Source organism: Micromonospora sp. RTBAU3-60 (genome assembly GCF_054963695.1).
The window spans coordinates 167,479-190,942 of the sequence record NZ_JBUEGB010000013.1; the positions used below are offsets into that span (position 1 = coordinate 167,479).

24 protein-coding genes, 1 tRNA gene and 1 pseudogene are annotated in these 23,464 nt (G+C 73.4%); 4 read left to right on the forward strand and 22 right to left on the reverse strand.

Annotation, left to right across the window (positions count from 1 at the left end; all coding sequences use genetic code 11):
- Positions 1-171 precede the first annotated feature (171 nt).
- The 10 genes from ftsR to ACY34I_RS15970 all read right to left on the reverse strand — a co-directional run bounded on the left by ftsR (position 172) and on the right by ACY34I_RS15970 (position 7,784).
- On the reverse strand, positions 172-873 hold the full coding sequence (gene ftsR / locus ACY34I_RS15925) for a transcriptional regulator FtsR (RefSeq protein WP_462755801.1): 702 nt from the start codon (positions 871-873) through the stop codon (positions 172-174).
- Positions 874-923: 50 nt separating this feature from the next.
- Positions 924-1,376 (reverse strand): oxoglutarate dehydrogenase inhibitor Odhl, encoded by a 453-nt coding sequence (gene odhI / locus ACY34I_RS15930; protein ID WP_007071101.1) that lies wholly within the window; start codon positions 1,374-1,376, stop codon positions 924-926.
- A 216-nt stretch (positions 1,377-1,592) separates the two neighbouring features.
- Positions 1,593-1,973 carry a glycine cleavage system protein GcvH gene (gene gcvH / locus ACY34I_RS15935; protein ID WP_462755802.1) on the reverse strand — a complete coding sequence of 127 codons (381 nt, stop codon included), beginning with the start codon at positions 1,971-1,973 and terminating at the stop codon, positions 1,593-1,595.
- Between the two features lie 57 nt (positions 1,974-2,030).
- Positions 2,031-2,951, reverse strand: coding sequence for a DUF881 domain-containing protein (locus ACY34I_RS15940; protein ID WP_462755803.1), 921 nt, complete (start codon positions 2,949-2,951; stop codon positions 2,031-2,033).
- A 6-nt stretch (positions 2,952-2,957) separates the two neighbouring features.
- Complete coding sequence (locus ACY34I_RS15945; protein ID WP_148801247.1) at positions 2,958-3,290, reverse strand: small basic family protein; 333 nt, start codon at positions 3,288-3,290, stop codon at positions 2,958-2,960.
- Complete coding sequence (locus ACY34I_RS15950) at positions 3,287-4,234, reverse strand: DUF881 domain-containing protein (RefSeq protein WP_462755804.1); 948 nt, start codon at positions 4,232-4,234, stop codon at positions 3,287-3,289. Before ACY34I_RS15950 ends, ACY34I_RS15945 begins: the two co-directional genes overlap by 4 nt.
- On the reverse strand, positions 4,231-4,872 hold the full coding sequence (locus tag ACY34I_RS15955; RefSeq protein ID WP_462755805.1) for a CDP-alcohol phosphatidyltransferase family protein: 642 nt from the start codon (positions 4,870-4,872) through the stop codon (positions 4,231-4,233). Before ACY34I_RS15955 ends, ACY34I_RS15950 begins: the two co-directional genes overlap by 4 nt.
- A gap of 326 nt (positions 4,873-5,198) precedes the next feature.
- Complete coding sequence (locus ACY34I_RS15960; RefSeq protein ID WP_462755806.1) at positions 5,199-5,669, reverse strand: MarR family winged helix-turn-helix transcriptional regulator; 471 nt, start codon at positions 5,667-5,669, stop codon at positions 5,199-5,201.
- 37 nt (positions 5,670-5,706) lie between these two features.
- Entirely contained in the window at positions 5,707-6,894 is a 1,188-nt protein-coding gene (locus ACY34I_RS15965; protein ID WP_462755824.1) for a PP2C family protein-serine/threonine phosphatase, read from the reverse strand.
- A gap of 143 nt (positions 6,895-7,037) precedes the next feature.
- Positions 7,038-7,784 (reverse strand): SAM-dependent methyltransferase, encoded by a 747-nt coding sequence (locus tag ACY34I_RS15970; RefSeq protein ID WP_462755807.1) that lies wholly within the window; start codon positions 7,782-7,784, stop codon positions 7,038-7,040.
- Positions 7,785-7,913: 129 nt separating this feature from the next.
- Between ACY34I_RS15970 and ACY34I_RS15975 the strand changes: the two genes are divergently transcribed.
- Genes ACY34I_RS15975 through ACY34I_RS15985 form a run of 3 tightly spaced genes read left to right on the forward strand, consistent with a single transcriptional unit; the run spans position 7,914 to position 9,538 of the window.
- Positions 7,914-8,795: a universal stress protein gene (locus ACY34I_RS15975; protein ID WP_462755808.1), complete on the forward strand. Its 882-nt coding sequence runs from the start codon at positions 7,914-7,916 to the stop codon at positions 8,793-8,795.
- A 60-nt stretch (positions 8,796-8,855) separates the two neighbouring features.
- Complete coding sequence (locus ACY34I_RS15980) at positions 8,856-9,065, forward strand: phosphatidylethanolamine-binding protein (RefSeq protein WP_073833194.1); 210 nt, start codon at positions 8,856-8,858, stop codon at positions 9,063-9,065.
- Positions 9,062-9,538, forward strand: a complete 477-nt coding sequence (locus tag ACY34I_RS15985; protein WP_462755809.1) for a hypothetical protein — start codon at positions 9,062-9,064, stop codon at positions 9,536-9,538. Before ACY34I_RS15980 ends, ACY34I_RS15985 begins: the two co-directional genes overlap by 4 nt.
- On the opposite strand, the gene ACY34I_RS15990 is transcribed toward ACY34I_RS15985, so the two are convergent.
- On the reverse strand, positions 9,535-9,741 hold the full coding sequence (locus ACY34I_RS15990) for a hypothetical protein (RefSeq protein WP_148801239.1): 207 nt from the start codon (positions 9,739-9,741) through the stop codon (positions 9,535-9,537). The two genes, ACY34I_RS15985 and ACY34I_RS15990, sit on opposite strands and share 4 nt — an antisense overlap.
- A gap of 127 nt (positions 9,742-9,868) precedes the next feature.
- Between ACY34I_RS15990 and ACY34I_RS15995 the strand changes: the two genes are divergently transcribed.
- Positions 9,869-10,522, forward strand: coding sequence for a hypothetical protein (locus ACY34I_RS15995; RefSeq protein WP_462755810.1), 654 nt, complete (start codon positions 9,869-9,871; stop codon positions 10,520-10,522).
- A 3-nt stretch (positions 10,523-10,525) separates the two neighbouring features.
- Here ACY34I_RS15995 and ACY34I_RS16000 read toward each other — a convergent pair whose 3' ends face one another.
- From ACY34I_RS16000 to ACY34I_RS16050, 11 genes and pseudogenes are all read right to left on the reverse strand, one after another.
- The gene (locus ACY34I_RS16000) at positions 10,526-10,708 is read right to left on the reverse strand and encodes a hypothetical protein (RefSeq protein WP_148801237.1); all 183 of its coding nucleotides are present in this window, start codon (positions 10,706-10,708) and stop codon (positions 10,526-10,528) included.
- Between the two features lie 75 nt (positions 10,709-10,783).
- Positions 10,784-12,061 (reverse strand): hemolysin family protein, encoded by a 1,278-nt coding sequence (locus ACY34I_RS16005; protein WP_462755825.1) that lies wholly within the window; start codon positions 12,059-12,061, stop codon positions 10,784-10,786.
- A gap of 34 nt (positions 12,062-12,095) precedes the next feature.
- On the reverse strand, positions 12,096-12,293 hold the full coding sequence (locus tag ACY34I_RS16010; RefSeq protein WP_073833287.1) for a hypothetical protein: 198 nt from the start codon (positions 12,291-12,293) through the stop codon (positions 12,096-12,098).
- A gap of 79 nt (positions 12,294-12,372) precedes the next feature.
- Positions 12,373-14,136 carry a selenocysteine-specific translation elongation factor gene (gene selB, locus ACY34I_RS16015; protein WP_462755811.1) on the reverse strand — a complete coding sequence of 588 codons (1,764 nt, stop codon included), beginning with the start codon at positions 14,134-14,136 and terminating at the stop codon, positions 12,373-12,375.
- 2 nt (positions 14,137-14,138) lie between these two features.
- Entirely contained in the window at positions 14,139-15,431 is a 1,293-nt protein-coding gene (gene selA / locus ACY34I_RS16020; RefSeq protein ID WP_462755812.1) for an L-seryl-tRNA(Sec) selenium transferase, read from the reverse strand.
- Positions 15,432-15,480: 49 nt separating this feature from the next.
- A tRNA-Sec gene (locus ACY34I_RS16025) sits at positions 15,481-15,576 on the reverse strand.
- 59 nt (positions 15,577-15,635) lie between these two features.
- Entirely contained in the window at positions 15,636-16,925 is a 1,290-nt protein-coding gene (locus ACY34I_RS16030) for an L-lactate MFS transporter (protein ID WP_462755813.1), read from the reverse strand.
- A gap of 47 nt (positions 16,926-16,972) precedes the next feature.
- Positions 16,973-18,220: an NrfD/PsrC family molybdoenzyme membrane anchor subunit gene (gene nrfD, locus ACY34I_RS16035; protein WP_462755814.1), complete on the reverse strand. Its 1,248-nt coding sequence runs from the start codon at positions 18,218-18,220 to the stop codon at positions 16,973-16,975.
- Positions 18,217-19,260 (reverse strand): 4Fe-4S dicluster domain-containing protein, encoded by a 1,044-nt coding sequence (locus ACY34I_RS16040; protein ID WP_462755815.1) that lies wholly within the window; start codon positions 19,258-19,260, stop codon positions 18,217-18,219. The genes nrfD and ACY34I_RS16040 overlap by 4 nt, the downstream gene beginning before the upstream one ends.
- A complete protein-coding gene (fdh, locus tag ACY34I_RS16045) occupies positions 19,257-22,520 on the reverse strand; it encodes a formate dehydrogenase (protein WP_462755816.1) in 3,264 nt (1,087 codons plus the stop codon). The genes ACY34I_RS16040 and fdh overlap by 4 nt, the downstream gene beginning before the upstream one ends.
- Positions 22,521-23,271: 751 nt before the next feature.
- Positions 23,272-23,464 (reverse strand): annotated as a pseudogene (locus tag ACY34I_RS16050) (hypothetical protein); the annotation flags it as partial.

The following is a 23,464-nucleotide window of genomic DNA, read 5'->3' on the forward strand; positions in this document are numbered from 1 at the left end:
TTCCCTGCACGGTACACGGACCGCGACACGAGAGTCCCATGCGCTCTGTGCACCACGCCTCGCCGGAACGGGTTACCCCGGCAAGCCTACGACACGCTTCCCGAGCCAGATCTTTCCACGGCCACCGGACAACAGAGGCCGGGCGCCCCCACGACACCCGGCCCCCACACGTCACCGACCCAACGTCGACCGCAGCCCCACCCGCACCAACGCCGCGTGCAACTGCTGCGACAACGCCACCAACTCCCGCGCCGTCTCCGCCGCGCGAGCCCGCGCCGCCGGATCACTCTGCCGCGCCAACGGCGCCACCAACTGCGCGAACAGACCGACCTCACGATCCGCCGCCGTCCGGTACCCCCGCAGATGCCGCGGCTCCAACCCGTACGCCGCCAGACCCGCCACCGCCCGCGCGATGATCAACGCATCTCCGTCATACCAACCCGGCGGATCCGACACCACCACACCGAGCCGCTCCAACTCGGCCAACGTCGACTCGTCGACACCACTACGGGAGATCAGATCCGCCCGCCCCAGCCGCACCTCCGACGACTCGGCGGACTCCACCCCCTCCCGGCCCGGCACCTCACCACTGGGACCGACCGCCACCAACGCCGGCCGCTGCCGCCCCGGCGCCGCACCCGACGCGTCCCACTCCGCCAACTGGTCACGGATCACCCGCAACGGCAGATACTGGTCCCGCTGCGCGGTCAACACGAACCGCAACCGCGCCACATCGTCCCAGCTGTACTTCCGATACCCCGATGGCGTCCGCTGCGGCTCCACCAGGCCCTCGGCCTCCAGGAACCGCAACTTCGAGATCGTGACGTCCGGGAACTCCACCCGCAACTGCGCCAACACCTCACCGATACTCATCAGCGGTGTCGCACGCGCCGCCCCGGAAGGCATCGAAGCCGCAGGCCCGTTCACCCCCGGCCGGCCTCCTCCTCCGGACGCGGACCGGCGATGAACACCACCCGGAACTTACCGATCTGCACCTCGTCACCATTGCTCAACGTGGCCGCCTCGACCCGCTCACGATTCACGTACGTGCCGTTCAGACTGCCCACGTCCCGCACCGTGAACGTGCCACCATCCCGGTGGAACTCGGCGTGCCGCCGCGACACCGTCACATCATCGAGGAAAATGTCACTGTCCGGGTGCCGCCCACTCGTCGTCACATCGTGATCCAACAAGAACCGGGCACCCGCATTCGGACCGCGACGAACCACCAGCAGCGCCATCCCCGGCGGCAACGAACCGGACATCCGGCTCGGCACCACATCGGTGTCCGGACCCTCCAGCACTTCGTCGAGCGAACCGAGATTGAGCGTCGAAGTGACGTCGAGCGGGGGGAACTCGTCGTCTGGGCGCGTCATGGGGACCACCTCACGGATCTGTTCGGTCGGCGTCGGGGTAATGGCGGGTCTGGCCGCCGGGCAGTCACAACCCGGCGGCTGGCTCCCCGTGCCCGGGAAGGCGCATTCCACAACGCTCAACTATCGGCTTTTCGGTCGACTGGGCGAGCCTAGCCAGCGCCGAAATACAGGGCAACCGGACGCGCGGAGAACCAACCCCGCCGCCCGCAACGACAATCAGCTCTCAGTGAGCTCGCGGTACGCACCAGCGGTCAACAAACTCGCGACCACGGCCGGATCATCCGGAGTGATCTCCACCAACCACCCCGCACCGTACGGATCCGTGTTGATCACCTCAGGGGTGTCGGCCAACGCCTCGTTGCGCGCCGCCACCGTGCCACTCACCGGGGCGTAGATCTCCGACACACTCTTGGTCGACTCGATCTCACCCAGCGACTCACCCGCCGCCACCACCACACCCTCGTCCGGCAACTGGACGAACACGATGTCACCCAGGGCGTCCTGCGCGAAGTGCGTGATACCAACCCGGACGGCACCGCCGTCACCACCCGCCACCCACTCATGCTCGGCGGTGTACCGCAGATCCTCAGGAATCACCAGCTGCGTCCTTCATCATCGGTGCACCGGGGGGAAGACCGGCGCGGCCCCGACCGGTCAGGAAACCGGCCGGGCGTGTTCCAGCTTGATCGGCGCGTGCAACTGCGAAACCTCCACAGCCTCACGATCCTCGACGATCACGTTACCGCCGGCATCAGCCACCGATGCGACCACCCCGCCGGGAATGTTCAACGCCGTACGCATCGTCGCCGGCTCACCGATCACCAGGATCGTGTACGGGGCGCTCAACCGCCGCCCGTCCACCACCAGGCCACCGCTCTGCCCGTCCACGAAATACGTCGACGCGATGACCCGCACCGCCGTCCCGTCCGCCCCGGCGATCTGCATCGCCTCCGCGCCCGCACCCCGCAACTCCTGCACCGCGTCCAGGATCCGCGTCGACGACACCGCCTTGTCCGGGCCCTCGAACCGCACCGACAGACCCGGCCCCACCGCCGGCAACGAACCCGCCAGGATGCCCAGCTCGTCCGCCCGCCGCGTCGCCTCCTCCAGCGCCGCCGCCCGGCCCAGCTCACCCGAGCGCAACTGCCGCTGGCTCTCCTCCAACGCCGCGATGTCCTGCCGCAGCCGGCGCTCCCGCGAATCCAGATCCGACGAGATCCGGACCAGGTCCTCCTCCCGCGTCGCCGCGAGGGTCGGATCCGTCGACGTCGTCTTCAACTGCACCACCAGCGTGAAACCCAGCAACGCCAGCAGCACCGCGATCATCGCGCCCGCCGACGTCAACCGCCGCGACACCCGCTTCGCCGCCGCCGGCTCCTCCGGCGCGACATCCTCCGGCTCCGCCTCAACCGGCGACCCGTCCGCCTCCCGCTCCGGCGGCGCCAACGGGCTCAACTCGTCCGGATCCGGCGCATCCGGGCGCGGATCCGGCTCACCCGCCGGGCCCGACGGCCGCGCCGGCTCCTCCGGCTCCGGCCACCCCGTACCCGTCTCCCGGTGCTCCTCGCTCATCACCACAACCTACGCCCGGAACAGGTGCCGGCGGATCGCCGCCACGTTCCCGAAGATGCGCACCCCGAGCACGACCACCACACCGGTGGACAACTGCCCGCCCACCCCCAACTGGTCACCCAGATACACGATCACACCCGCCACCAGCACGTTCGAGATGAACGACACCACGAACTGCTTGTCGTCGAAGATCCGGTCCAGCTTCGCCCGCACGCCGCCGAACACCGCGTCCAGCGCCGCCACCACGGCGATCGGCAGGTACGGCTGCAACCCCGCGGGCACCGTGGGATCCAGATACACCCCGAGCAGCACACCGGCGAGCAACGCCAGCACCGCGATCATCGGCCACCTCCAGAGGGGCTTGGAGACGTCGCCGAGCCGGACGGCCCGGGACTGGTCGAACCGGCGACACCCGAACCCGACGGCGACGGGCTCGGACTCACCGAGGGCTCGGCGTAGCGTAGCCGTGGCTGCGGCGCGGCCGGCAGGGTGAGGTTGTCGGCCTCCTTGACCCCGAACGACAACCCGGTGGTCCGCGCCACATACCGCATCCCGGTAGCCGCCCGGCTGCCGTCGAACTTGTCCCGCATCGACCCCGGCCCGATCGCCGACACCTCGTACGGGCTCGTCACCGGCCGGTAGTCCACGAGGATCGCCTCACCCGCCGAACGGATCGTCGACGTCGCCGTCAAGCGCTGCCCGTTGATCGCGACCGCCTCCGCGCCCGCCGCCCACAGCGCGTTCGCCACCTTCTGCAGATCCGAATACAACACGTGGGACGGACCGGCGTCCGCGCCGGTCACCGCGTCCTTGTCCGCCGGCGCGTCGGCCAGCCGCACCACCACACCGTCACCGCGCACCCGGCCCAGGCCCGTACCGGCCTCCAGGTTCCGCAGCCGGGACGCCTGCGAACCGCCCAGCGCCGCGTCCCGCTGCCGGCCGACCTCCTCGCGCAACTGGTCCGCCCGCTCGGTCAACCGGTCCGTCTCGGCCTCCCGCTGCTTGATCTCGGCGATCAGCCCGGCCCGCGCCTTCGCCCGGCTCGGCTCCTCCGCGATCGTCTCCCGGTACGCCACCGCGAACAGGAACCCGATCACCACGAGCACCACCAGGCTGACCGGACGGGCCAGCAGGCGCCGCAGCCGCGAGGGCGGCCCCTCCCGACGCCCCGCCGCCGCGTCGGCGTACCCGGGATCGAGCGGGTTACGGAACAGCTCTGTCAGGAAGTCGGGGGCGTACGACCGCGCGGACGGGTCCTGGGCCTTGTCCCGAGGTGCCACGCTCATGCCGCCGCGCCCGCACGCCGCGCCCGCATCTCCCGGACCAGGCGGCTGGCCTGCACCACGTACATCCCGCCGGCCACCCAGTAGAGCACCAGACCCCACCAGGCCAGGCCCCAACCGATCGCCTCGGCCGCGGTGGCGATGCCCGGCGCGGCGGCGGCCAGCAGCAGGATCGGGAACGCGGCCAGCAGCAGGAACGTCGCCGTCTTGCCGACGTAGTGCACCGGCGGCGGGCCGTAACCGTAGCGGCGCAGCACCCCGAGCGACCCGAGCAGGAGCAGCTCGCGGGCCAGCAGCGCGGCGGTGAACTGCCACGGCACCACCTCGCGTGCGGTGAACGCCAGCAGCGTGGCCAGGATGTAGAGCCGGTCGGCGAGCGGGTCGAGCAGCTCCCCCAGCCGGCTGACCTGGTGCAACCGGCGGGCGATCCAGCCGTCCACCCAGTCGCTGGTCCCGCCGATCGCCAGCACCACGATCGCCGCCACGTCGGCCCGGGCCACCAGGAAGAGGTAGAGGAACAGCGGCACGCCGACGAGCCGGACGAAACTGATCACGTTCGGCAGGGTGAGGACACGGTCCACCACGACCGCCGTCGCACCGTCGGGAGCCGGATGCTCCGATGGAGCCGGCCGACGCGACACCGAACCCTCCCTTCGCAGCACGGCCCGGCGACCGACCACGATCGGCCGCTCCTCCAGGACGTGCGCGTTGCCGGCCGGTCAGCGCCGGCGCCCTCTGCGATCCCGGGCTGGGACCTCCCCGATGCCGCCCACGCTCGTGTCGATCGTGAACCGGCCAGTTTTGCGCTGCCACTATATCGGGCCGCTTCGGCGTGCTCCGGGGGCTGCTTTCCGTTGGCGATTCGCGTGTCTGCGTTATGTGCGGTGGCGCACCACCGCCAAGGCGTCCTAGGACACTAGTGGGGACGCTGGCGACGGCAGAAACCGCGTGGGCAGGGCCGCCGAGGTCAGGCCGTGCGGGCCGTGGAGTCGGGGCCGGTCTGCTGGCCGCCCAGCGACGCCGCCTGGCTGAACGCGAGCAGGGCCAGCAACAGCTCGTGCTGGACCCGGTTGGGCATCCGGTCCAGCACCGCCTGGACCGCCTGGTGGCGGCGCTCCTTCAGGTCCCGCAACAGGGTCTCGGCCGCGCCGGTGGGGACCAACCGCACCTCGCGCCGGTCGCGCGGATCGGCCGCCCGGCGCACCAGGCCGACCGCCTCCAGCCGGTCACAGAGCCGGCTGGCCGAGGAGGGTACGACATCCAGCAGCTCGGCCAGCCGGTTCACGTTGGTGTCCGGATGGGCCATGATCAGCGACAGCACCCGGAGCTGGGTCGGCGAGACGCTCAGCGCGTGCCGGGAGGTGGCGGAGTCGAGCACACCGATGAGCGCCTCGGCAGCCGCGTCGATGGCTGCCGCAAGATTCGGAGATCGCTCCACCCGATGTCCCCTGCGATGTGTTCGCCCGCCGGTCTGGTCACTGCCCGCCGGCGTCGTCCGGAGGGCTGGAACCGCGCCAGTCCAGGCAGACGACCACCGCGTCGTCACGGAGATCCGCGTCGGCGTGGTACGCGTGCAGTTCGCGCATCACCGTACCAACTGCTTCGGCCGCTGGCTGCAACCGAGTGGACCGCATCGATCGCGCCATGCCCCGCTCCCCGTACGGCTCCCGCCCGTCCGGCTGCGCCGCGTAGACCCCGTCGCTGACCACGAAGAGCCGGTCCCCCGGCTCCACGGTGAACTCCTGCACCTCGTACCGGGTCTCGGCGAACATGCCCAACGGCAACTGCTGCTCCAACGGGACCCGGGCGACCGTGCCGCCACGCAGCCGCAGCACGTGCGGCGAACCGGCGTCGACCGCCCGGACCACGCCCCGCCGGGTGTCGAGCTGCAGCAGCAACGTGGCCACGTGCCGGCTCCCCCGGTGCTGGTAGAAGATGGTGTCCGAGGCCAGCTCGGCCTGCTCCACCAGGCTTCCGCCCGAGCGCCGGGCGTTGCGCATCGCGTTCACGGTCACCGCGGTCAGCAGCGACGCGGCCAAGCCGCTGCCGGCGCCGTTGAGCACGGTGACGGTCAGCCGGTCGCCGTCGACCGACCAGTCGAAGTGGTCGCCGCCCACGGTGTACGCCGGTTCGAGCTGCCCGGCCAGCACGAAGTCGCCGTGCGTGACGCTGCGCCCGGGCAGCAGGTCCCACTGCATCTCCGCCGCCATGCTGAGCCGTTCCCGCCGGCGGGCCCGCCGGTAGCGGTCGGTCTCCCGGTCCGCGGCCCGCAGCGCCACCGCCAGCTCGCCCGCCACGTCCCGGGCCACCTCCAGGGTCGCCGCGTCCGGGTGCACCGGCAGCTCCAGCATCAGCACCCCGAGCCGCTCACCCCACAGCGACAGGGGCAGGTAGACCCGGCAGCGACCGTCCTCACCGGCGTCCAGCACCGGCTGCTGACTGCTGAAGCAGCGCTGCGCCACGCCCTGACAGGCGAGGAAGCCGCCGTCGGGCAGGTTCGGGTCGAGCACCGGCCAGAGCCCGCTGGACCGGTAGTCGGCGATGAACACCTCGGTCCGCGACGCGTCCAGCGCCAGGCGGACCGCCCGGTCGGCGGCCTCCGCCAACTGGTCGGGCGACGCCGCGCGCAGGGCACGCGACACCTGTCCGGGCCCATCCGGCATGCTCATCCTCCGAAGGCGACTATTGCTACGGAGCAAGCATCATACGGAGGGCGCTCAGCCGCCGGCCGTCCCGGCTCCCGCCGGTTCGCCGGCGGGCGACGGTGGCGGGTCCGGGACGTGCCAGGAGGCCGGAACGGCCGCGGTTAGGCCGCGGTCCTGGTGGCGACCGCGCCGTAGAAGGCGTCGGGCACCGGGTCGGACTCACCGGCCGGGCGCCACTCGGCGACCGGGACGATGCCGTCCACCGTGGGCTGCCAGCGGCCGAGCAGTGGCGCGAACGCGGCCGGCGATCGCATTCGGAACGCCGGCCCCATCATCGCCAGCGCCTCCGGATGTCCGAACAGCTCCTCGCTGTCGAAGTCGATCGCCAGGAAACTGCCCGGCGCGGCCGCCTCGTACAGCTCGTCGAGGGTGCGGGCCAGCGTGGCGTCGTCCAGGAACGCGGCCAGCCCGAGGAAGACCACCCCGACCGGCCTGCGCCCCCACCCCGGTACGAAGCGGTGCAGTTGGGCCGGATCGATGGTGCCGATGTCGGTGGCGTCGCCGAAGCCGTACCCGGCGCGGTCGCTGCCGGCCAGCAGGCGCTGGCCCAGCCGGATGGTCACCGGGTCGACGTCGGTGTAGAGCACGGTGGCGTCCGGGGCGACCTCGTGCACGTTGCCCCGGGTCGGCACGCCGGCACCGAAGACCAGGAAACCGTCCACCCCGGCGCCGGCGATCGACCCGACCGCCCGGCCGAGGAAGCCCCGCAGCGAGCGGAAGATCGCCGCACAGGGCCCGTACGCGCCCTCGAAGGCGCGGGCCGCGGCCACGTCCACCGGGAAGTGGTGCTCGCCGCCGAGCCAAAAGTCGATCATACGGGCGGTGCTCGGCTGGTCGGGCTCGGCCATCGACGAGGCTCCCTTCCTCGGGCGGTGGTCGACAGCGTACCCACGGGCCGGCTCCGGCGGTATGGCCCCGACGACGCACGGCCGACCGCGATACTGGCCGCGGGCGTCCGGCGGCCAGGAGGTGCAACGGTGAACTCGGCGAACGGCGCGGCGGTGGTGGTCGGCGTCGACGGCTCGGAACCCGCGCTGCGGGCCGTCCGGCTGGCGGCGGCCGAGGCCGCCCGGCGGCACCGGCCGCTGCGGGTGGTGCACGGGTTCATCTGGCCGCTGTTGCGCGTACCGGTCAACCCGCCCGCCGGGGCGCCAGCCGGCGGCGGCCTACGGCAGCAGGCGGAACAGCTCGTCGCCGCGGCCGTGGCGGCGGCGGAGACGGCGGCGCCCGGCGTCCGGGTCTCCGGCGAGATCATCGACGGCGAGGCGGCGGCGGTGCTGCTCGGCGAGTCCCCCACCGCCGCGATGATCGTCCTGGGCGACCGCGGCCTCGGCGGCTTCGCCGCCCTGGTGGTCGGCTCCGTGGCCATCCAGGTCGCCGCGCACGCCGACTGCCCGGTGCTGGTGGCCCGCGGCGCGGAGCGGGCCGCCGGCCCGGTGGTGGTCGGGGTCGACGGCTCCCCGCCGTCCCGGGCCGCGGTCGACTTCGCCGCCGAGGAGGCGGCACTGCGCGGGGCTCCGCTGCGGGCCGTGCTCGCCTACACCCATCCCGTCTCCACCGGCCCCGGCGACATGCAGCCGCTGGTCTACCAGGAGGACCGGCTGCACGACGCGGAGGACCAGGTCCTGGCCCGGTCGCTCGCCCCGCTGACCGAACGTCACCCGGAGGTGCCGGTGAGCCGGGAGGCGGTGCACGGCCGGCCGGTCGCCGTGCTCACCGACGCCGCCCGCGACGCCCAACTGGTGGTCGTCGGCGGGCAGGGCCGTGGCGAGCTGAGCGGGCTGCTGCTGGGGTCGGTGAGCCAGGGCGTGCTGCACCACGCCGACTGCCCGGTGGCGGTGGTCCGCTCCGCCGGCTGAACGGTTGGTGCCGCCGTGGGTGGGTAGACGGTGCGGGTACCCACACCGGAGGAGGCAGCGATGCCAGGACCACGGCCGGGCAGCAACGCGTACGACAAGGAGCGGGCGCGGCTGCGCGATCTGATCGAGAATTCCGGGCGGGCCGCCGACCAGGAGGCGAACCAGGTGGCGAACCGGATCCTCCAGGACGACCGCGGCCAGCGGGGCATCGTCCGGGGGGAACGGACGTTCGGCCCCAAGGGTGAGCGCGAACCGGGCGACCCGAAGTGAGGGCGGCACCCGTCGTCGACGGCGCCATCGCGGGCGCCGTCGGCACCGCCGCGTTGAACGTCGTCAGTTTCCTGGACATGGTGGTCCGGGCCCGCCCGGCGAGCAGCACCCCGGACGAGACCGCCGGCCGCATGGCCCACGCCGCGCACCTCGACCTCGGGCCCGAGGAGAAGGCGACCAACCGCCGCTCCGGGCTCGGGGCGGTGCTCGGCTACGGCACCGGCATCGCCGCCGGGGCCGTGTTCGGGTTACTTGCCGCCCGTCGCCGCATCCCGCTGCCGGTCGCCGCGGGAGTGCTCGGCGGCGGGGTGATGGCGACCACCGACGGGTCGATCGCCACCCTCGGCGTGAGCGATCCCCGGACCTGGCGGCCCAAGGACTGGCTGTCCGACATCGTGCCGCATCTGGCGTACGGAATGGCGACCGCAGCCACCTGGCGGAGGCTGCGGCCGCCGTCGCGGCGGGGCCGTTAGCCCCGCTGGCCGCTCTCGTCGTCGGCCACCTGCTTATCGGCGGGGCCGTGCGGCGACACCTGGCCCTTCGGAACCGGTCGCCCGACGTCCGCGTTGGAGGAGCCACGGTTCCGCGGGGCTCCCGCGGCGCCGGGAACCTTGCTGTCCTGGCTGGTGGTGCCTCGGTTGTTGCGGCGCAACTCCGGCTGCTGCGGATTGACCACGGGTCTCTCCTTCCGGTGGGTGCGCGCGACGTGGGCCGCGCACATGACCGGGGTACCCGCACCGACCAGCCGCATTCCGGGTCCGGCGCGGGCGTCTGCCCCTCGCCGGGGCGGGTACCCGGACCGGATGCCAGACGATCGGAACGTGGCGCGGGTGCTACTGGACCGGCAGGCCCGCACGTACGCGGAGGAGGCGGGGATCGCGCTCGCCGACCGGCCGGCACCGCTCTACCAACTGCTGGTGCTCACCACGCTGTTGAGCACCCGGATCCGGGCCTCGGTGGCGATGGCGGCCGCGCGGGAACTCTTCGCCGCCGGTTACCGCACCCCCCAGGCGATGGAGGCGGCGACCTGGCAGGACCGGGTGGACGCGCTCGGGCGGGGGCACTACCGCCGATACGACGAACGCACCGCCACCATGCTCGGCAGGGGCGCCCGGCTCTGCCTGGACCGGTGGCACGGGGACCTACGCCGGATGCACCGGGAGGCCGACGACGACCGGGACGCCCTGCGCCGGCTGCTGATCGAGTTTCCCGGCATCGGCCCGACCGGGGCGGACATCTTCCTGCGCGAGGCGCAGGCGGTCTGGCCGGACCTGCGCCCGTACGCCGACCGGCGGACCCTCGCCGGCGCGAAGCGGCTCGGCCTGCCGGCGAATCCGGGCCGGCTGGCCGGGCTGGTCGGCGAGGCCGACTTCGGGCGGCTCGCCTCGGCGCTGGTCCGGGTGGCGCTCGGCCAGGAATCGGCCGGCGAGGTCAGCCGCACGGCGGCCGGCCGCTGAGCGTCACTTGGCCGGACCCGGCCTGGTCAGGTACCAGACCAGCAGCGACGCGGCCACGGCGAGCAGGACCAGACCACCCGAGATACCGCCCTCGCCGCCGCCGCTGCGATGTCCGGTGACCCCGAAGTAGATCACCGCCACCCCGGCGAGCACCGCGAGGAATGTGCGCAGATTTCGGTCCCTCACGCTCCGCACCGTACGGCCTAACCGGTGCCAGTTCGTCCGGTTCGCTGTGGTTTCCCCCGTCCGGGTTCCGCCCGGTCAGTCGGCCCCGGAGCCGGTGGCGGGGCCCCGCAACCGCACCCGGCGCACCGCCCGGTCGGCCACCTCGACCACCTCCACGGTCAGCCCGGGCAGCCGCACCGTCTCACCGGGTCCACCGGGCAGCCGGCCGAGGCCGGCCAGCACCAGCCCGGCCACCGTGGTGTATTCGTGGGTCAGCGGGAAGGTCAGCCGCACGCCCACGTCGGGCAGGTCGTGCAGGGGGAAGTTGCCGGGGAGCACCAGTGCGCCGTCCGGCTCCCGCAGCACGCCGCGGACGTCCCGGTCGGTCTCGTCGTACAGCTCGCCCACCACCTCCTCGAGCAGGTCCTCCATGGTGACCAGCCCGTCGATGCCGCCGTACTCGTCGACCACCAGGGCGAGCTGCTCGTGGCGCTGGCGGAGCTGGCGCATCGCGTCGGCCACCGGCAGCGTGCCCGGCAGCAGCACCGGCGGGCGGGCCCGCTCGCCGACCGTGGCGCCGTCCCCGTCGACCAGGTCCCGGATGTGCACCACGCCGCACACGTCGTCCAGGCCGCCCGGGCCGGTCACCGGGGCGCGGGAGCGACCGGTCCGGGCGAGCCGCCGCATCGCCTCGGCCGCCGTCATCGAGGCCGGCAGGAACGTCACGTCGCGTCGGGTGACCAGGACCTCCCGCAGCCGCCGGCCGGCGATGTCGAACGCCCCGGCGAGGATCTCCCGCTGCTGGGCGGACAGGCCCCGCTGGCTGACCAGCATCTCCCGCAACTCCTCCTCGGTCACCTCCGTCCGGCGGGCACGCGGGTCGCCGCCGGCGAGCCGGACCAGCAGGTCGGTGGCGCGGCTGAGCAGCCACACCGCCGGACGGGACAGCCGGCTCAGCAGATCCAGCGGCCCCGCGCTGAGCAGCGCCCACCGTTCCGTCCACTGCATGGCCAGCCGCTTCGGGGCCAACTCCCCCACCACCAGGGTGACGAAGGTCAGCACGAGGGTCACCAGCAGCACGGCGACCGGGTGGGCGGCCCTGCCGAGGAAGCCCAGCGGTCCCACCAGGGGCCCGGCCAGCGACACCGCGGCGGCCGCCGAGGCGAGGAAACCCGCCAGGGTGATACCGAGCTGGACGGTGGCCAGGTAGCGGTTCGGCTCGCGGGCCAGCCGAACCAGCCGGGCTCCGTTCTGCCCCGCCCGCGCCAGCCGCCGCAGCTGGGCCTCCCGGAGCGTGACCAGCGCCATCTCGCTGCCGGACAGGGCGGCGTTGACCAGCACCAGGACGACGACCAGGACGAGTTGCCCGACCATCACGCCCCCTCCCGCCGCCCGGCGCCGCGGCCGGTCAGTCCTTCTCCAGGTCGTCCAGGGAGATCTTGTGCGTCATCAGCCAGCGGGCCAGCGCGTTCATCCCGAACAGCCACAACGGCGCGGACTCGGTGGTGCCGTTGGTGGCGAAGATGGCGAACCGCAGGTCCGGCGCCCGGTACGCCTCGATCCGCCACCGGTGCTGCTTGTCCCGCCAGATCGCCGCAGGATCCATGGCGTCACCGTAGGTGACCGGACCGGGCCGGCGGGCCGTCTTGGCGGCCCCGCCACCACCCACCCCGACCGACCGGCGGTCAGCTGGGCGGGGCGACCACCTCGCGGGCGTCGTCGGGCAGCCGGCGGGTGGCGCCGCGCCGGTCCAGCAGCTCCAACAGCGGCACCGCCACCCGGCGGGTGGTGTCCAGGGCCTGGCGCGCGGCGCTGAGCGTGAACGGCTGCGGCAGCCGGGCGAGGATCCGGACCGCGTCGTCGAGCGCGCCCGGCAGCAGGACCACGTTGTCGGCCAGCCGCAGCAGGGCCCCGGCCCGGACCGCCGCGCCGATCTCCCGCGGACCGAGGCCGAGGTCGGCCAGGCGGTGCGCCTCGGGAGCCTGGAACGGGCGGTCGCCGTACTCGGCGCGGACCCGGTCGACGGCGCGGGCCACCGGGTCCGGCAGCAGGTCGCCCGCGGTGGCGGTGACCCGGCCGGCCCGCAGCCGCAGCGGTGGCCGCAGCAGCGCCGCCACCAGCGCCCGGTCGGGCAGGTCAAGGCGCTGGCGCAGCACCTCGACCGGCACCCCGGGTTCCAGGGGGTGCGTCCGGCCGTACCGGGCGACCTCCTCGGCGAGGCGGACGCCCAGGGCGTGCCAGTGTTCCGGGTCGGCCAGCCAGTCTCCGGCGAGCGGGGCGGCGTCGACCGTCACCCCCATCCGGGTCAGTTCGCCGGCCCGGACCAGCCGCCGGCGGCGCAGCTCCCCGGCCAGGTCGGGCCGGCCGTCCAGCCCCGCCAGGGTGGTCGCGCGGGCGGCGGCCGCGCCCCGCCGGCGCAGCGGCGGCGGGTCCACGTCCAGCACAGTCACCCCACCGGCGACGTGGTGCCGGCCGGGGTCGCGCAGCAGCGCCCGATCCCCGATCAGCAGCGGCAGCGGCCGGGCCAGCCGCAGCCGCACGGTGTCCGGGCCGAGCGGGCGTACCTGGGCCGGCACGGCGGCGGAGCCGACGTGCAGGTTGAGGGTGGCCGGCAGGTCGGCGGCGGGGTCGCCGGCGAGCCGGACGTCCAGCAGGTCGGTGCGGCGGAAACGGCCGGGGCTGAGCAGGGCGTCGCCGCGGGCGATCCGCTCCCGGGGCACGCCGCGCAGGTTCACGGCCACCCGGGCCACCGCGTCGACCCGCTCGTGTGCGACGCCCAGGGAATGCAGGCCGCGTACCCGCACCGGCTCACCGGTGGCGGCGAGTTCGAGTTGGTCACCGACGTGCAGCCGGCCGCGGCCGAGGGTGCCGGTGACCACCGTGCCGCTGCCCCGGATGGTGAACGAGCGGTCCACCCAGAGCCGTACCGGTGCGTCCCGCAACGGGTCGGGCAGCCGGGCGACGAGGCGGTCCAGGGCCGCCCGCAGCTCGGGCAGGCCGACGCCGGTGGCGCCGCTGACCGCCACCGCCTCGACCTCGCCCAGGGAGGTGGCGGCGATCTCCTTCCGCGCCCGCGCAACGGCGGGCCCGGGATCGGCCAGGTCCGCGCGGGTCACCGCCAGCAGCCCGTACGACACCCCCAGCGCATGCAGCGCGGCCAGGTGCTCGGCGGACTGGGGCATCCAGCCCTCGTCCGCCCCGACGACGATCAGCGCGGCCGGGACGGGGCCGACCCCGGCCAGCATGTTCGGCACGAACCGTTCGTGCCCGGGCACGTCGACGAAGGCGACGGTCCCGCCGGAGGGCAGGGTGGTCCAGGCGAAGCCGAGGTCGATGGTCATGCCCCGGCGGCGTTCCTCCGCCCACCGGTCGGGTTCCATTCCGGTCAACGCCCGGACCAGGGTGGACTTGCCGTGGTCGACGTGCCCGGCGGTGGCGACGACCCACACGACTAGCTGCCCACCCGCAGGATCGCCGCCCGGACCGCCCCGTCGGCGCCGGCCGGTACGCAGCGCAGGTCGAGCAGGAGCCGGCCGTGCAGCACCCGGCCGAGGACCGGCGGCTCGCCGATGCGCAGCGGCTCGGCGTACCGCTCGGGCAGGCTCAGCGCCCACGAGTCCAGCTCCACGCCGGGCGCGCCCCCGCCGCCGACCACCGCGACGCTGGGCACCACCTCGGCCTTGCACCCGTCCTCGCCGAGCCGGTCGCGCAGCCGTTCCACCCGGTCCCGCAGCGCGGCCGGGTCGGCGTGCAGCGCCTCCCGGGTCGGGGTGGTCGGGCCGTGCAGGGTGGCGGCGAGCGCGGCCAGGGTGAGCTTGTCCACCCGCAGCGCCCGGGCGAGCGGGTGGCGGCGCAGCCGGTCGACCAGGTCGGCGGCGCCGAGCAGCAGGCCGGTCTGCGGGCCGCCGAGCAGCTTGTCGCCGCTGGCGGTGACCAGGTGGGCCCCGGCGCGCAGGGTGGTGGCGGCGTCGGGCTCGTCGGGCAGCAGCGGATCGGGGGCGAGCAGCCCGGAGCCGATGTCGGCGATCACGGGCACGCCCAGGGTGGCCAGGTCCCGCACCGGCACCGCCGAGGTGAAGCCGCGGACCACGAAGTTCGACGGGTGCACCTTCAGCACGAACCCGGTACGCGGGCCGAGCGCCGCGGCGTAGTCGGCCAGGGTGGTGCGGTTGGTGGTGCCCACCTCGCGCAGCCGGGCGCCGGTGCTCTCCAGCAGGTCCGGCAGGCGGAAGCCGTCGCCGATCTCGACCAGTTCGCCCCGGCTGACCACGATCTCGCGGTCGGCGGCGAGGGCGGTGGCGGCGAGCACCAGCGCGGCGGCGCCGTTGTTGACCACGTGCACGGCGGGCGCGTCGGGCACGGCGGCGGCGAGCGCGTCGAGGGCGTCCCGGCCGCGCCGGGCCCGCCGGCCGGTACGCAGGTCCAGTTCCACGTCGGTGTGCCCGGCGGCGGCGACGAGGGCCGCCACGGCCGGGGCGGACAGCGGGGCCCGGCCGAGGTTGGTGTGCAGCACGACGCCGGTGGCGTTCAGCACCGCTCGGGGGGTGGGCGCGGGCAGGTCGGCCAGCGCGGCGTCGCGTACCTCGTCGGGGCTGATCTCACCGCGGCGGGCGCGCTGCTGGGCCCGGACGACGGCGGCCTTGACCCGGTCGCGGCCGAGCGTGCCGACGGCGGCGGCCAATTCGGGGTCGGCCAGCAGCGCGTCGGTGCGCGGCACCCGCCGCCGCGGGTCGACGTCACGCATCGGGTCATCTCCCTGGCCTGCCCCGCGGAGGCGGAGCCGCACGGTTGCTTGGCGGAGACGGACGGGAATCGAACCCGCCTGGCCCGGGTCCCGGACCACACCGGTTTTGAAGACCGGGAGGGGCACCAGCCTCCTGAACGCCTCCACCGAGCACTTAACCACATGTGATCTCCGTCCGCCCGTGGGAGGGGAGAACCGACACGGTCAGGGCCCGGGCGTCTCGAAGTGCGGCCGGGGCCGGCCGGGGGCGGTGGGCAGGTGGGTGATCGGCGGCAGCACCAGTGCGGCGAACGCGAGCAGGCCGATCACCGTGAACGGCAGGGTGTAGCTTCTGCCGCTGGCGTCGTAGAGCAGCGCGGTAACCAGCGGACCGACGACGCCGCCGATGCTCCAGGCCACGATCATCGCGCCGTAGATGGCGCCGGCGTTCGGGGTGCCGAAGTAGTCCGCGGCGGTGGCCGGCATGGTGCCGAACCCGCCGCCGTAGGCGAGATAGACCAGGGCGGCGAGCACCGCGAACAGCCAGAAGGCGGAGGCGTGCGGCAGGATCAGGAAACAGATCCCCTGCAGGGCGAGCATGCCGAGGAACGCGGTCATCCGGCCGATCCGGTCGGACAGCCACGCCCAGATCACCCGCCCGCCGCCGTTGAACAGGCCGAGGACGCCCACCAGTCCGGCGGCGGTCGCGGCGCTCGCCCCGGCGACCGCCTGGGCCGCGTCCGCGGCCTGGGAGATGAGCGCGATGCCGCAGGTCACGTTGAGCGTGAGGATCAGGGTGAGCAGGTACCACTGCCGGGTGCGCAGGGCCTCGCCGAAGGTGTAGACGCGGGTGCCGGCGACCGCGCGCCCGCCGACCGCCGGGGTGAAGCCGGGCACCTGGTACCCGGCGGGTGGGTCGCGGAAGAACGACGCCCCCAGCAGCACCGCGATCAGGTACGCGATGCCCAGCGGCAGGAAGACGCTGGTCTTGTGGCTGGTGCCGGCGAGCAGCGCCTTCGCCACCGGGGCGGTGATCACCGCGCCGAAGCCGAAGCCGGCCACCGCGATGCCGGTGATCAGGCCCCGCTTGTCCGGGAACCACTTGCCGAGCATGGCGATCGGCGTGATGTACGCGGCGCCGAGGCCGATCCCGCCCAGCACTCCGTAGGTGAGCAGCAGCAGCCACAGCTGATCGCTGGTGGACACCAGGGACGCCAGCATGGTCCCCACGGCGTAGAGGACACCGCCGCCGAGCGCGACGGGTCGGGGCCCGCGCCGGTCCTGGATGCGCCCGCCGATCAGGCTACCGATGAAGATGGTGCCGATCGCCACCTCGAACGGCAGCACCACCTCGGCCTTGCTCCAGCCGAACTCGGCCTGCAGCGGTTTGTTGAACACGCTCCACGCGTAGACGGCGCCCAGCGCGAGCTGGACGAGCACGGCCGCTACCACGAGGCCCCACCGGCCCCGCGTCGGTCTGGGTTGTCCGCGCGATCCCGCGGCTGTCGTGGCCATGAGCGTTACCCCCGTATCGGCTCATGGGCCTGGCGTCTGCTGCCTGGCTACCCCCCGGTCGGGCCGACGCCCGGCCCGTTGACGTCTGGTGCGAGCTCCCCCTGCCGGGCGCGCTCCCGCTGCGGCACCACCGTGTACTTCGGATCCCGAGCGGAGGCGACCCCGCCGTGGAAGATGCCGAACCGGGTGCACGCCGCGGCGGCGAGCAGCGCTCCTCCGGACAGGGCCGACAGGACCCGGTTGCGTCGCCCGACCAGCGCGCCGGCCACGCCGACGGCGGTCAGCGCCCGGCCGGCGCGCAGCAGCCGGCCGGGGGTGCCCGTCGCGTAGGGCTCGCTGAGCAGGCCGAGCCGGTTCTCCACGCGGTGCGAACCCCACAGCTCCAGGGCGGCGCCGGCGACCGCGAGCCGCCGCGCGGGGCCGGTCTGCCCGGTGGGCGCGGCGAGCAGCCCCACGCCGGCGCCGCTGGCCAGCGCGCTGCCCGCGAAGATCACCGGCAGTTCCGGGTACGCCTCGTGCCAGGACGGCACGGCGGTGTCGGCGAGCAGCACCCCGGTGTACGTGGCCAGCGCCGGTGCGGTGGCGGCGGCGAGCAGCCCCGCGGCGTGCCCGACCGGGGGCAGCAGCCGCCGGCCGAGGCCGAGCAGGCCCCGCTCGGGCAGCCACGGTGCCGCCTCGGCGACGGCCGCCACCCCGGCGGCGGGGCCGAAGGCGCTGAGGATCCAGGTGCCCACCGACATCGGCGAGGTCGGCTTCGCCACCCGCAGCATGTGGTGGAACCGGCTCGGTTTGCCCAGGTCGTGAATGAGGAAGTACGCGCTGGCGGTCACGGCCGCGAGGGAGGTGACCCGGCCGGCCCGGCGCAGCGCCGGCCGGCCGGTGAGCTGCCCACCGGCCGCCAGCAGCGAGGACCCGGCCGCGACGCCACCGGAGAACAGGTAGGCGGCGATGTCCCACTTCCACACCGGCGGCTTGAGAATGGGGCGGCCGTAGTAGGAGGTGAACTCGGCCGGCGGCACCGCGAGCTGCTCCCCGCCGCCGCCCTTGCGCCGACCGGCGCGCCGGTCGGTGGGCGGGACGTCACGGGGCGGCACCGGCCGCAGCCCGGCCTCGACGGCACCGGCGTCGGTGCGCGCGCCCGCGCCGGTCGCCCGACTGCCGTAGCTGGCCTCGCCGGAGCGGCCCGCCTTCGGGCCGTGGCTGCCCGGCGCGCCGGGCAGCGCGGGCGCCTGGGCGGCGAGCCGCTCCCGGAACCGGCGGAACAGGGCACCGACCGGTGGGCGGTCCGAACTCACGACGAACCTCCGACGAACGCGGCGACGGCGGCCGCCGCCATGGCCAGGGCGGCCAGCCCCGCCCGCTTCCACATCTTCGGCAGGTCCCGGGTGGTGACCACCGGGTCCGGCGGCAGGCCGTACACCTCGGGCTCGTCGAGGAGCAGGAAGAACGCGCCGTCGCCGCCGACCCCGTCGGTCGGGTCGTGGCCGTAGAGCCGGGCCTCGGGCACGCCCCGCTCGTGCAGCTGCGCCACCCGCGTCGCCGCCCGTTCCCGCAGCTCGTCGAGGGGGCCGAACTGGATCGACTCGGTCGGGCAGGCCTGCGCGCAGGCCGGCGTCTGCCCCGCGCCCAGCCGGTCGTAGCAGAGCGTGCACTTCCACGCCCGGCCATCGCCCTTGCGCTGGTCGATCACCCCGTAGGGGCAGGCGGAGATGCAGTAGCCGCAGCCGTTGCAGATGTCCTCCTGTACTACGACCGTGCCGAACTCGGTGCGGAACAGGCTGCCGGTCGGGCAGACGTCCAGGCAGGCGGCGTGGGTGCAGTGCTTGCAGACATCCGACATCATCAGCCAGCGGAAGTCGGTGCGCGACTCGGCGCCGGTGGCCCGGCCGGGCGGCTGGGCGCCGGGCATGCCGAGGAACTCCGGCCCGGCGGCCATCCGGGCGGCCGGCTCCGGCTGCCCCGGCCCGACGCCCGGGATCGTCCCGGTGTCCGCCCTGGTGCCGGCGGCGGCCGCCGCGCTGCCCGGGCTGGCCGGCTCCCCGGTCGGGTTGCCGGCGAAGGGCGGGGTGCGGTGCCCGGCCGGGCGGGGCTGCTCGATGAAGGCGACGTGGCGCCAGGAGTTGGCGGTGAGCGCCCCGGTGTTGTCGTAGGACATGCCGAGCAGGTCGAAGCCCGAGTCGGGTACCCCGTTCCACTCCTTGCAGGCGACCTCGCACGCCTTGCAGCCGATGCAGACGCTGGTGTCGGTGAAGAAGCCCATCCGCGGCGGCGCCTCGACCCAGCCGGCGTCCGGTGCCGGATCGAGCGGCCCGTACAGGCTGTTGGCCTCGATCATCCGACCTCCCGTTCGGACGCCTTCGTGGTGACGATCGGCGCGCCGCCCCCGGTCAGCCCGGCCCGGCGCCGGTAGTCGTCGACCAGGTCGAGCAGCGCCCGACCCGTCGGGCGCCGGCCGGGCCGGATGTTACAGGTGCCGACCTTGCTCTCCTGGATCAGCACGTTCGGGTCCAGGGTGATGCCGAACAGGTCGTTGACCGAGTCGCCGGTGACGATCCCCTCGCGACCGAAGTGGTACGGCAGCCACACCTGGTGGATCACCCGGCCGTCCAGCCGCAACGGGGTGAGCCGGTCGGTGACCAGCACCCGGGCCTCGATCGCCGCCCGCCCGCTGATCAGATGGGCCCAGCCGAGGTGGTCCAGGCCGATCTCACCCGCCAGCTCCGGGGAGACCTCGACGAACATCTCCGGCTGGAGCTCCGCCAGGCGCGGCACCGTCCGGCTCATGCCGCCGGCCGTGTGGTGCTCGGTGAGCCGGCTGACGGTGAACACGTACGGGAAGACGTCGGTGTGCGGCTGCGGCGGGCTCGGGTTCACCGAGTTGACCGGGTTGTCGTAGACCTTGCGGGTCGGGTTGGCCTGCTGCCCGTACAGCGGGTTGCGGATCGGCGACTCCGCCGGCTCGTAGTGCGTCGGCATCGGCCCGTCCTGCAGCCCGGTCGGCACGTACAGCCAGCCCTTACCGTCGCCCTGCATGATGAACGCGTCGTCGCCGGCGAGCCCCTCCACCCCGGTGGCGCCGTGCGGCGGCCGGTAGGTCGGCGGCTTCTTCTTCTCGAAGTCCGGCACGTCGTAGCCGGTCCACTCGCCCCGGTCGGGGTCCCACCACACGTACTTCTTGCGTTCGCTCCAGGGCCGCCCCTGCGGGTCGGCCGAGGCGCGGTTGTAGAGGATGCGGCGGTTGGCCGGCCAGGCCCAGCCCCACTCGGCGGCCACCCAGTCCTGGTCGTGCCGCGACCTGCGCCGGGCGGACTGGTTGACCCCGTCGGCGTACACCCCGGTGTAGATCCAGCAGCCGATGGCGGTGGAGCCGTCGTCCCTGGCCTCGGTGAACGCGGACAGCGGCCGGCCGGTCGCCACCTCGTACCCGTTGATCTCCTTCAGCACCGCCTCGGCGCTCGGCTCCGCGTGCTCGCCCTGGGTGGGGTAGTCCCAGGTGAGGTCGCGGATCCCGCGGTCGCGCGGCTTGTCGGACGCGGCCAGCTTCTGCCGGATGATCCGGCCCAGGTGGTAGAAGAACCACAGCTCGGAGCGGCAGTCGCCCGGTGGCTCGACCGCCTTCTCCCGCCACTGCAGCAGCCGCTGCGTCTGGGTGAACGTGCCCTCCTTCTCCACGTGCGACGCCGCCGGGATGAAGAACACCTCGGTACGGCACTCCTCCGGCACGATCTCGCCGGTCTCCACCTCCGGGCTGTTCTTCCAGAACGTGGCGCTCTCGATCATGAAGAGGTCGCGGACCACCAACCAGTCCAGGTTCGCCATGCCCAGCCGCTGGGCCTTGCCGTGCGCCGAGCCGACCGCCGGGTTCTGGCCGAGCAGGAAGTATCCCCGGACCATGCCGTCGATCATGTTCAGCACCGTCTGGTACGTCCCGTGGTCGCCGGTCATCCTCGGCAGGTAGTCGTAGCAGAAGTCGTTCGCCGGGGTCGCCGCATCGCCCCAGTACGCCTTGAGCAGGCTGGCGCCGAACGCGCGGGCGTTGTCCCAGAAGCCCTTCTGGCCCGGGTGCCGGATGCTGTCCACCCAGTCGGTGAAGCTCGTGTGGTCGGTGAAGTGCGGCATCGGCAGGTAGCCCGGCAGCAGGTTGAACAGCGTCGGGATGTCCGTCGAGCCCTGAATGCTGGCATGCCCGCGCAGGGCGAGCACCCCACCACCCGGGCGGCCCATGTTGCCCAGCAGCAGTTGGATGATGGCGCCGGTACGGATGTACTGCACGCCCACGCTGTGCTGCGTCCAGCCGACCGAGTAGATGAGCACCCCGGTGCGCTCCCGGCCGGAGTTCTCCGTCCAGGCTCGGGCCAGCTCCAGGAACTTCTCCCGCGGGATACCGCAGACCCGTTCCACCATCTCCGGCGTGTAGCGGGAGAAGTGCCGCTTGAGGATCTGGTAGACGCACCGCGGGTGCTGCAACGTCTCGTCCCGCTGGACCTGGCCGCCGACGGGCATGCCGTGCGACTCGTGGCGCAGGCCCGCCGCCGACTCCCGCTCCTTGTGCGTGTTGCGGTCGCCGGTCGACTCCTCGTGCCCGTGGTACTGCCAGCTCCGCTGGCCGTACGTGTTCGTCTTCGGGTTGTAGCCGGAGAACAGACCGTCCAGATCCTCGGTGTCGACGAACTCCTCGCTGACGATGCTCGCCGCGTTGGTGTACGCCACCACGTACTCCCGGAAATCCAGCTCGTTCTCCAGGATGTAGCGCACCACGCCGCCGAGCAGCGCGATGTCGCTGCCCGCCCGGATCGGCAGGTACGTGTCGGCCAGCGCGCTGGTGCGGGTGAACCGGGGGTCGACGTGGAAGACCTTCGCCCCCCGCCGCTTGGCCTCCATCACCCACTGGAAGCCCACCGGGTGGGCCTCGGCCATGTTGGAGCCCTGGATGATGATGACGTCAGCGTTCGCGACATCCTGCTGGAAGACCGTCGCGCCGCCGCGACCGAAGCTGGTCCCCAGACCGGGGACGGTGGCGGAGTGTCAAATCCGCGCCTGGTTCTCGATCTGTAGTGCGCCGAGCGCGGTGAAGAGCTTCTTGATCAGGTAGTTCTCTTCGTTGTCCAGGGTGGCGCCACCGAGGCTGGCGATACCGAGCGTGCGGTTCAACAACCGACCCTGCCCGTCGGTGTCCTCCCAGGTGGCATCCCGGGCCGCGAGCACCCGATCAGCGATCATCTCCATCGCCGTGTCGAGAGCGAGGTCCTCCCACTCGGTGCCGTACGGCCGGCGGTAGCGGACCTTCGTCTGCCGCAGCGGGCTGGTCACCAGACTCTTGCTGGCCGAGCCCTTCGGACAGAGCCGACCACGCGAGATCGGGCTGTCCGGGTCACCCTCGATCTGGGTGACCCGTCCGTCCTTGACGTACACCCGCTGCCCGCAGCCCACCGCACAGTACGGGCAGACGGACCGGGCCATGCTGTCGGCGGTCTCGGTGCGCGCCTGCAGGGCCGCCGAGCGGGCCGACTGGGCCGCCGCACCCCGCCCGAGCGGGTCCGTGCCCGTGAGCTGCCGGTAGACCGGCCAACCCTCGATGAAGGTCTTCAGACCCATCCCGGGGCACCCCCTCCCCCGCCGGCGGAAGCTGACCTCCTGACACTAGGCCAGCCACCGCGCCGTCGCGACACGAGTCGCGGATCATTTTCGGCAAATCCGGAGGGCGGAGAAACAGCGGCGCCCCGACCGGGTGGCCGGGGCGCCGCTGGGCGTCGGTGTGCAGGTCGCCTCTCGGCGAGTGGCGCGACGCGGCTCCAGCCGGACGGTATTCCGCGAAGGCAAATTAGGTGAGGCCCGGGGACACTGGACACACCGACGCTCTGCACAACGGTACGGGGGGTCTGGTTCTTCCGCTGCGCTTCGTGACCGCTGTCACCTGGCTTTCGCCTGGGTGGCTCTTGTGGGCTCGGCCCGGGTCGTTGGTTGCGCTTGTGGACTGCGTCTCGGTGGGTCGGTGGTTGCGCTTGGGGGCTGGGGGCGAGGGTGACCGGCTCCGGGCGGTCAGGCTTGATCCCTACGCCGGTCACCCTCGCCCCCAGCCCCGTCGCGGTCCTTCGCCGCCCGTGCGTCACGCCGTTGTCGGGTACGAACGAACCTGCCGGAGATCGGGGCGGTGAAGAGCTTCGCATGGGAGGCGCTCACCCGTGCCGCTTCCCGATCTTGGACCGTTTCCGTTCGCTGCGGGCGGTAACTGTCCACGATCCCTGGAGACGGCGTTCTCTGGAGACGGCGCTGGCCGGCACCCGTCTTCGGGTACCGGCCAGCGGCTTGTGCGTGTTCTTCAATCGGTCTGCTCGGTCAGCTTGGGTCAGCTGTTCCAGTGCTGGGCGACCAGGTCGGCGGCCTGCTGCTCCCACTGGGCGTAGGCGTCCGGGTACGCCGACACCTGCACCGTCTGCGCGGCCTGGGTCAGGGGCATGTCCTGCCAGCCGTCGATCTGCTTCAGGCCCTTCTCGAACGCCAGGGTCGCGTACTCGGGGTTGGTGATCTGCTCCGGCGTA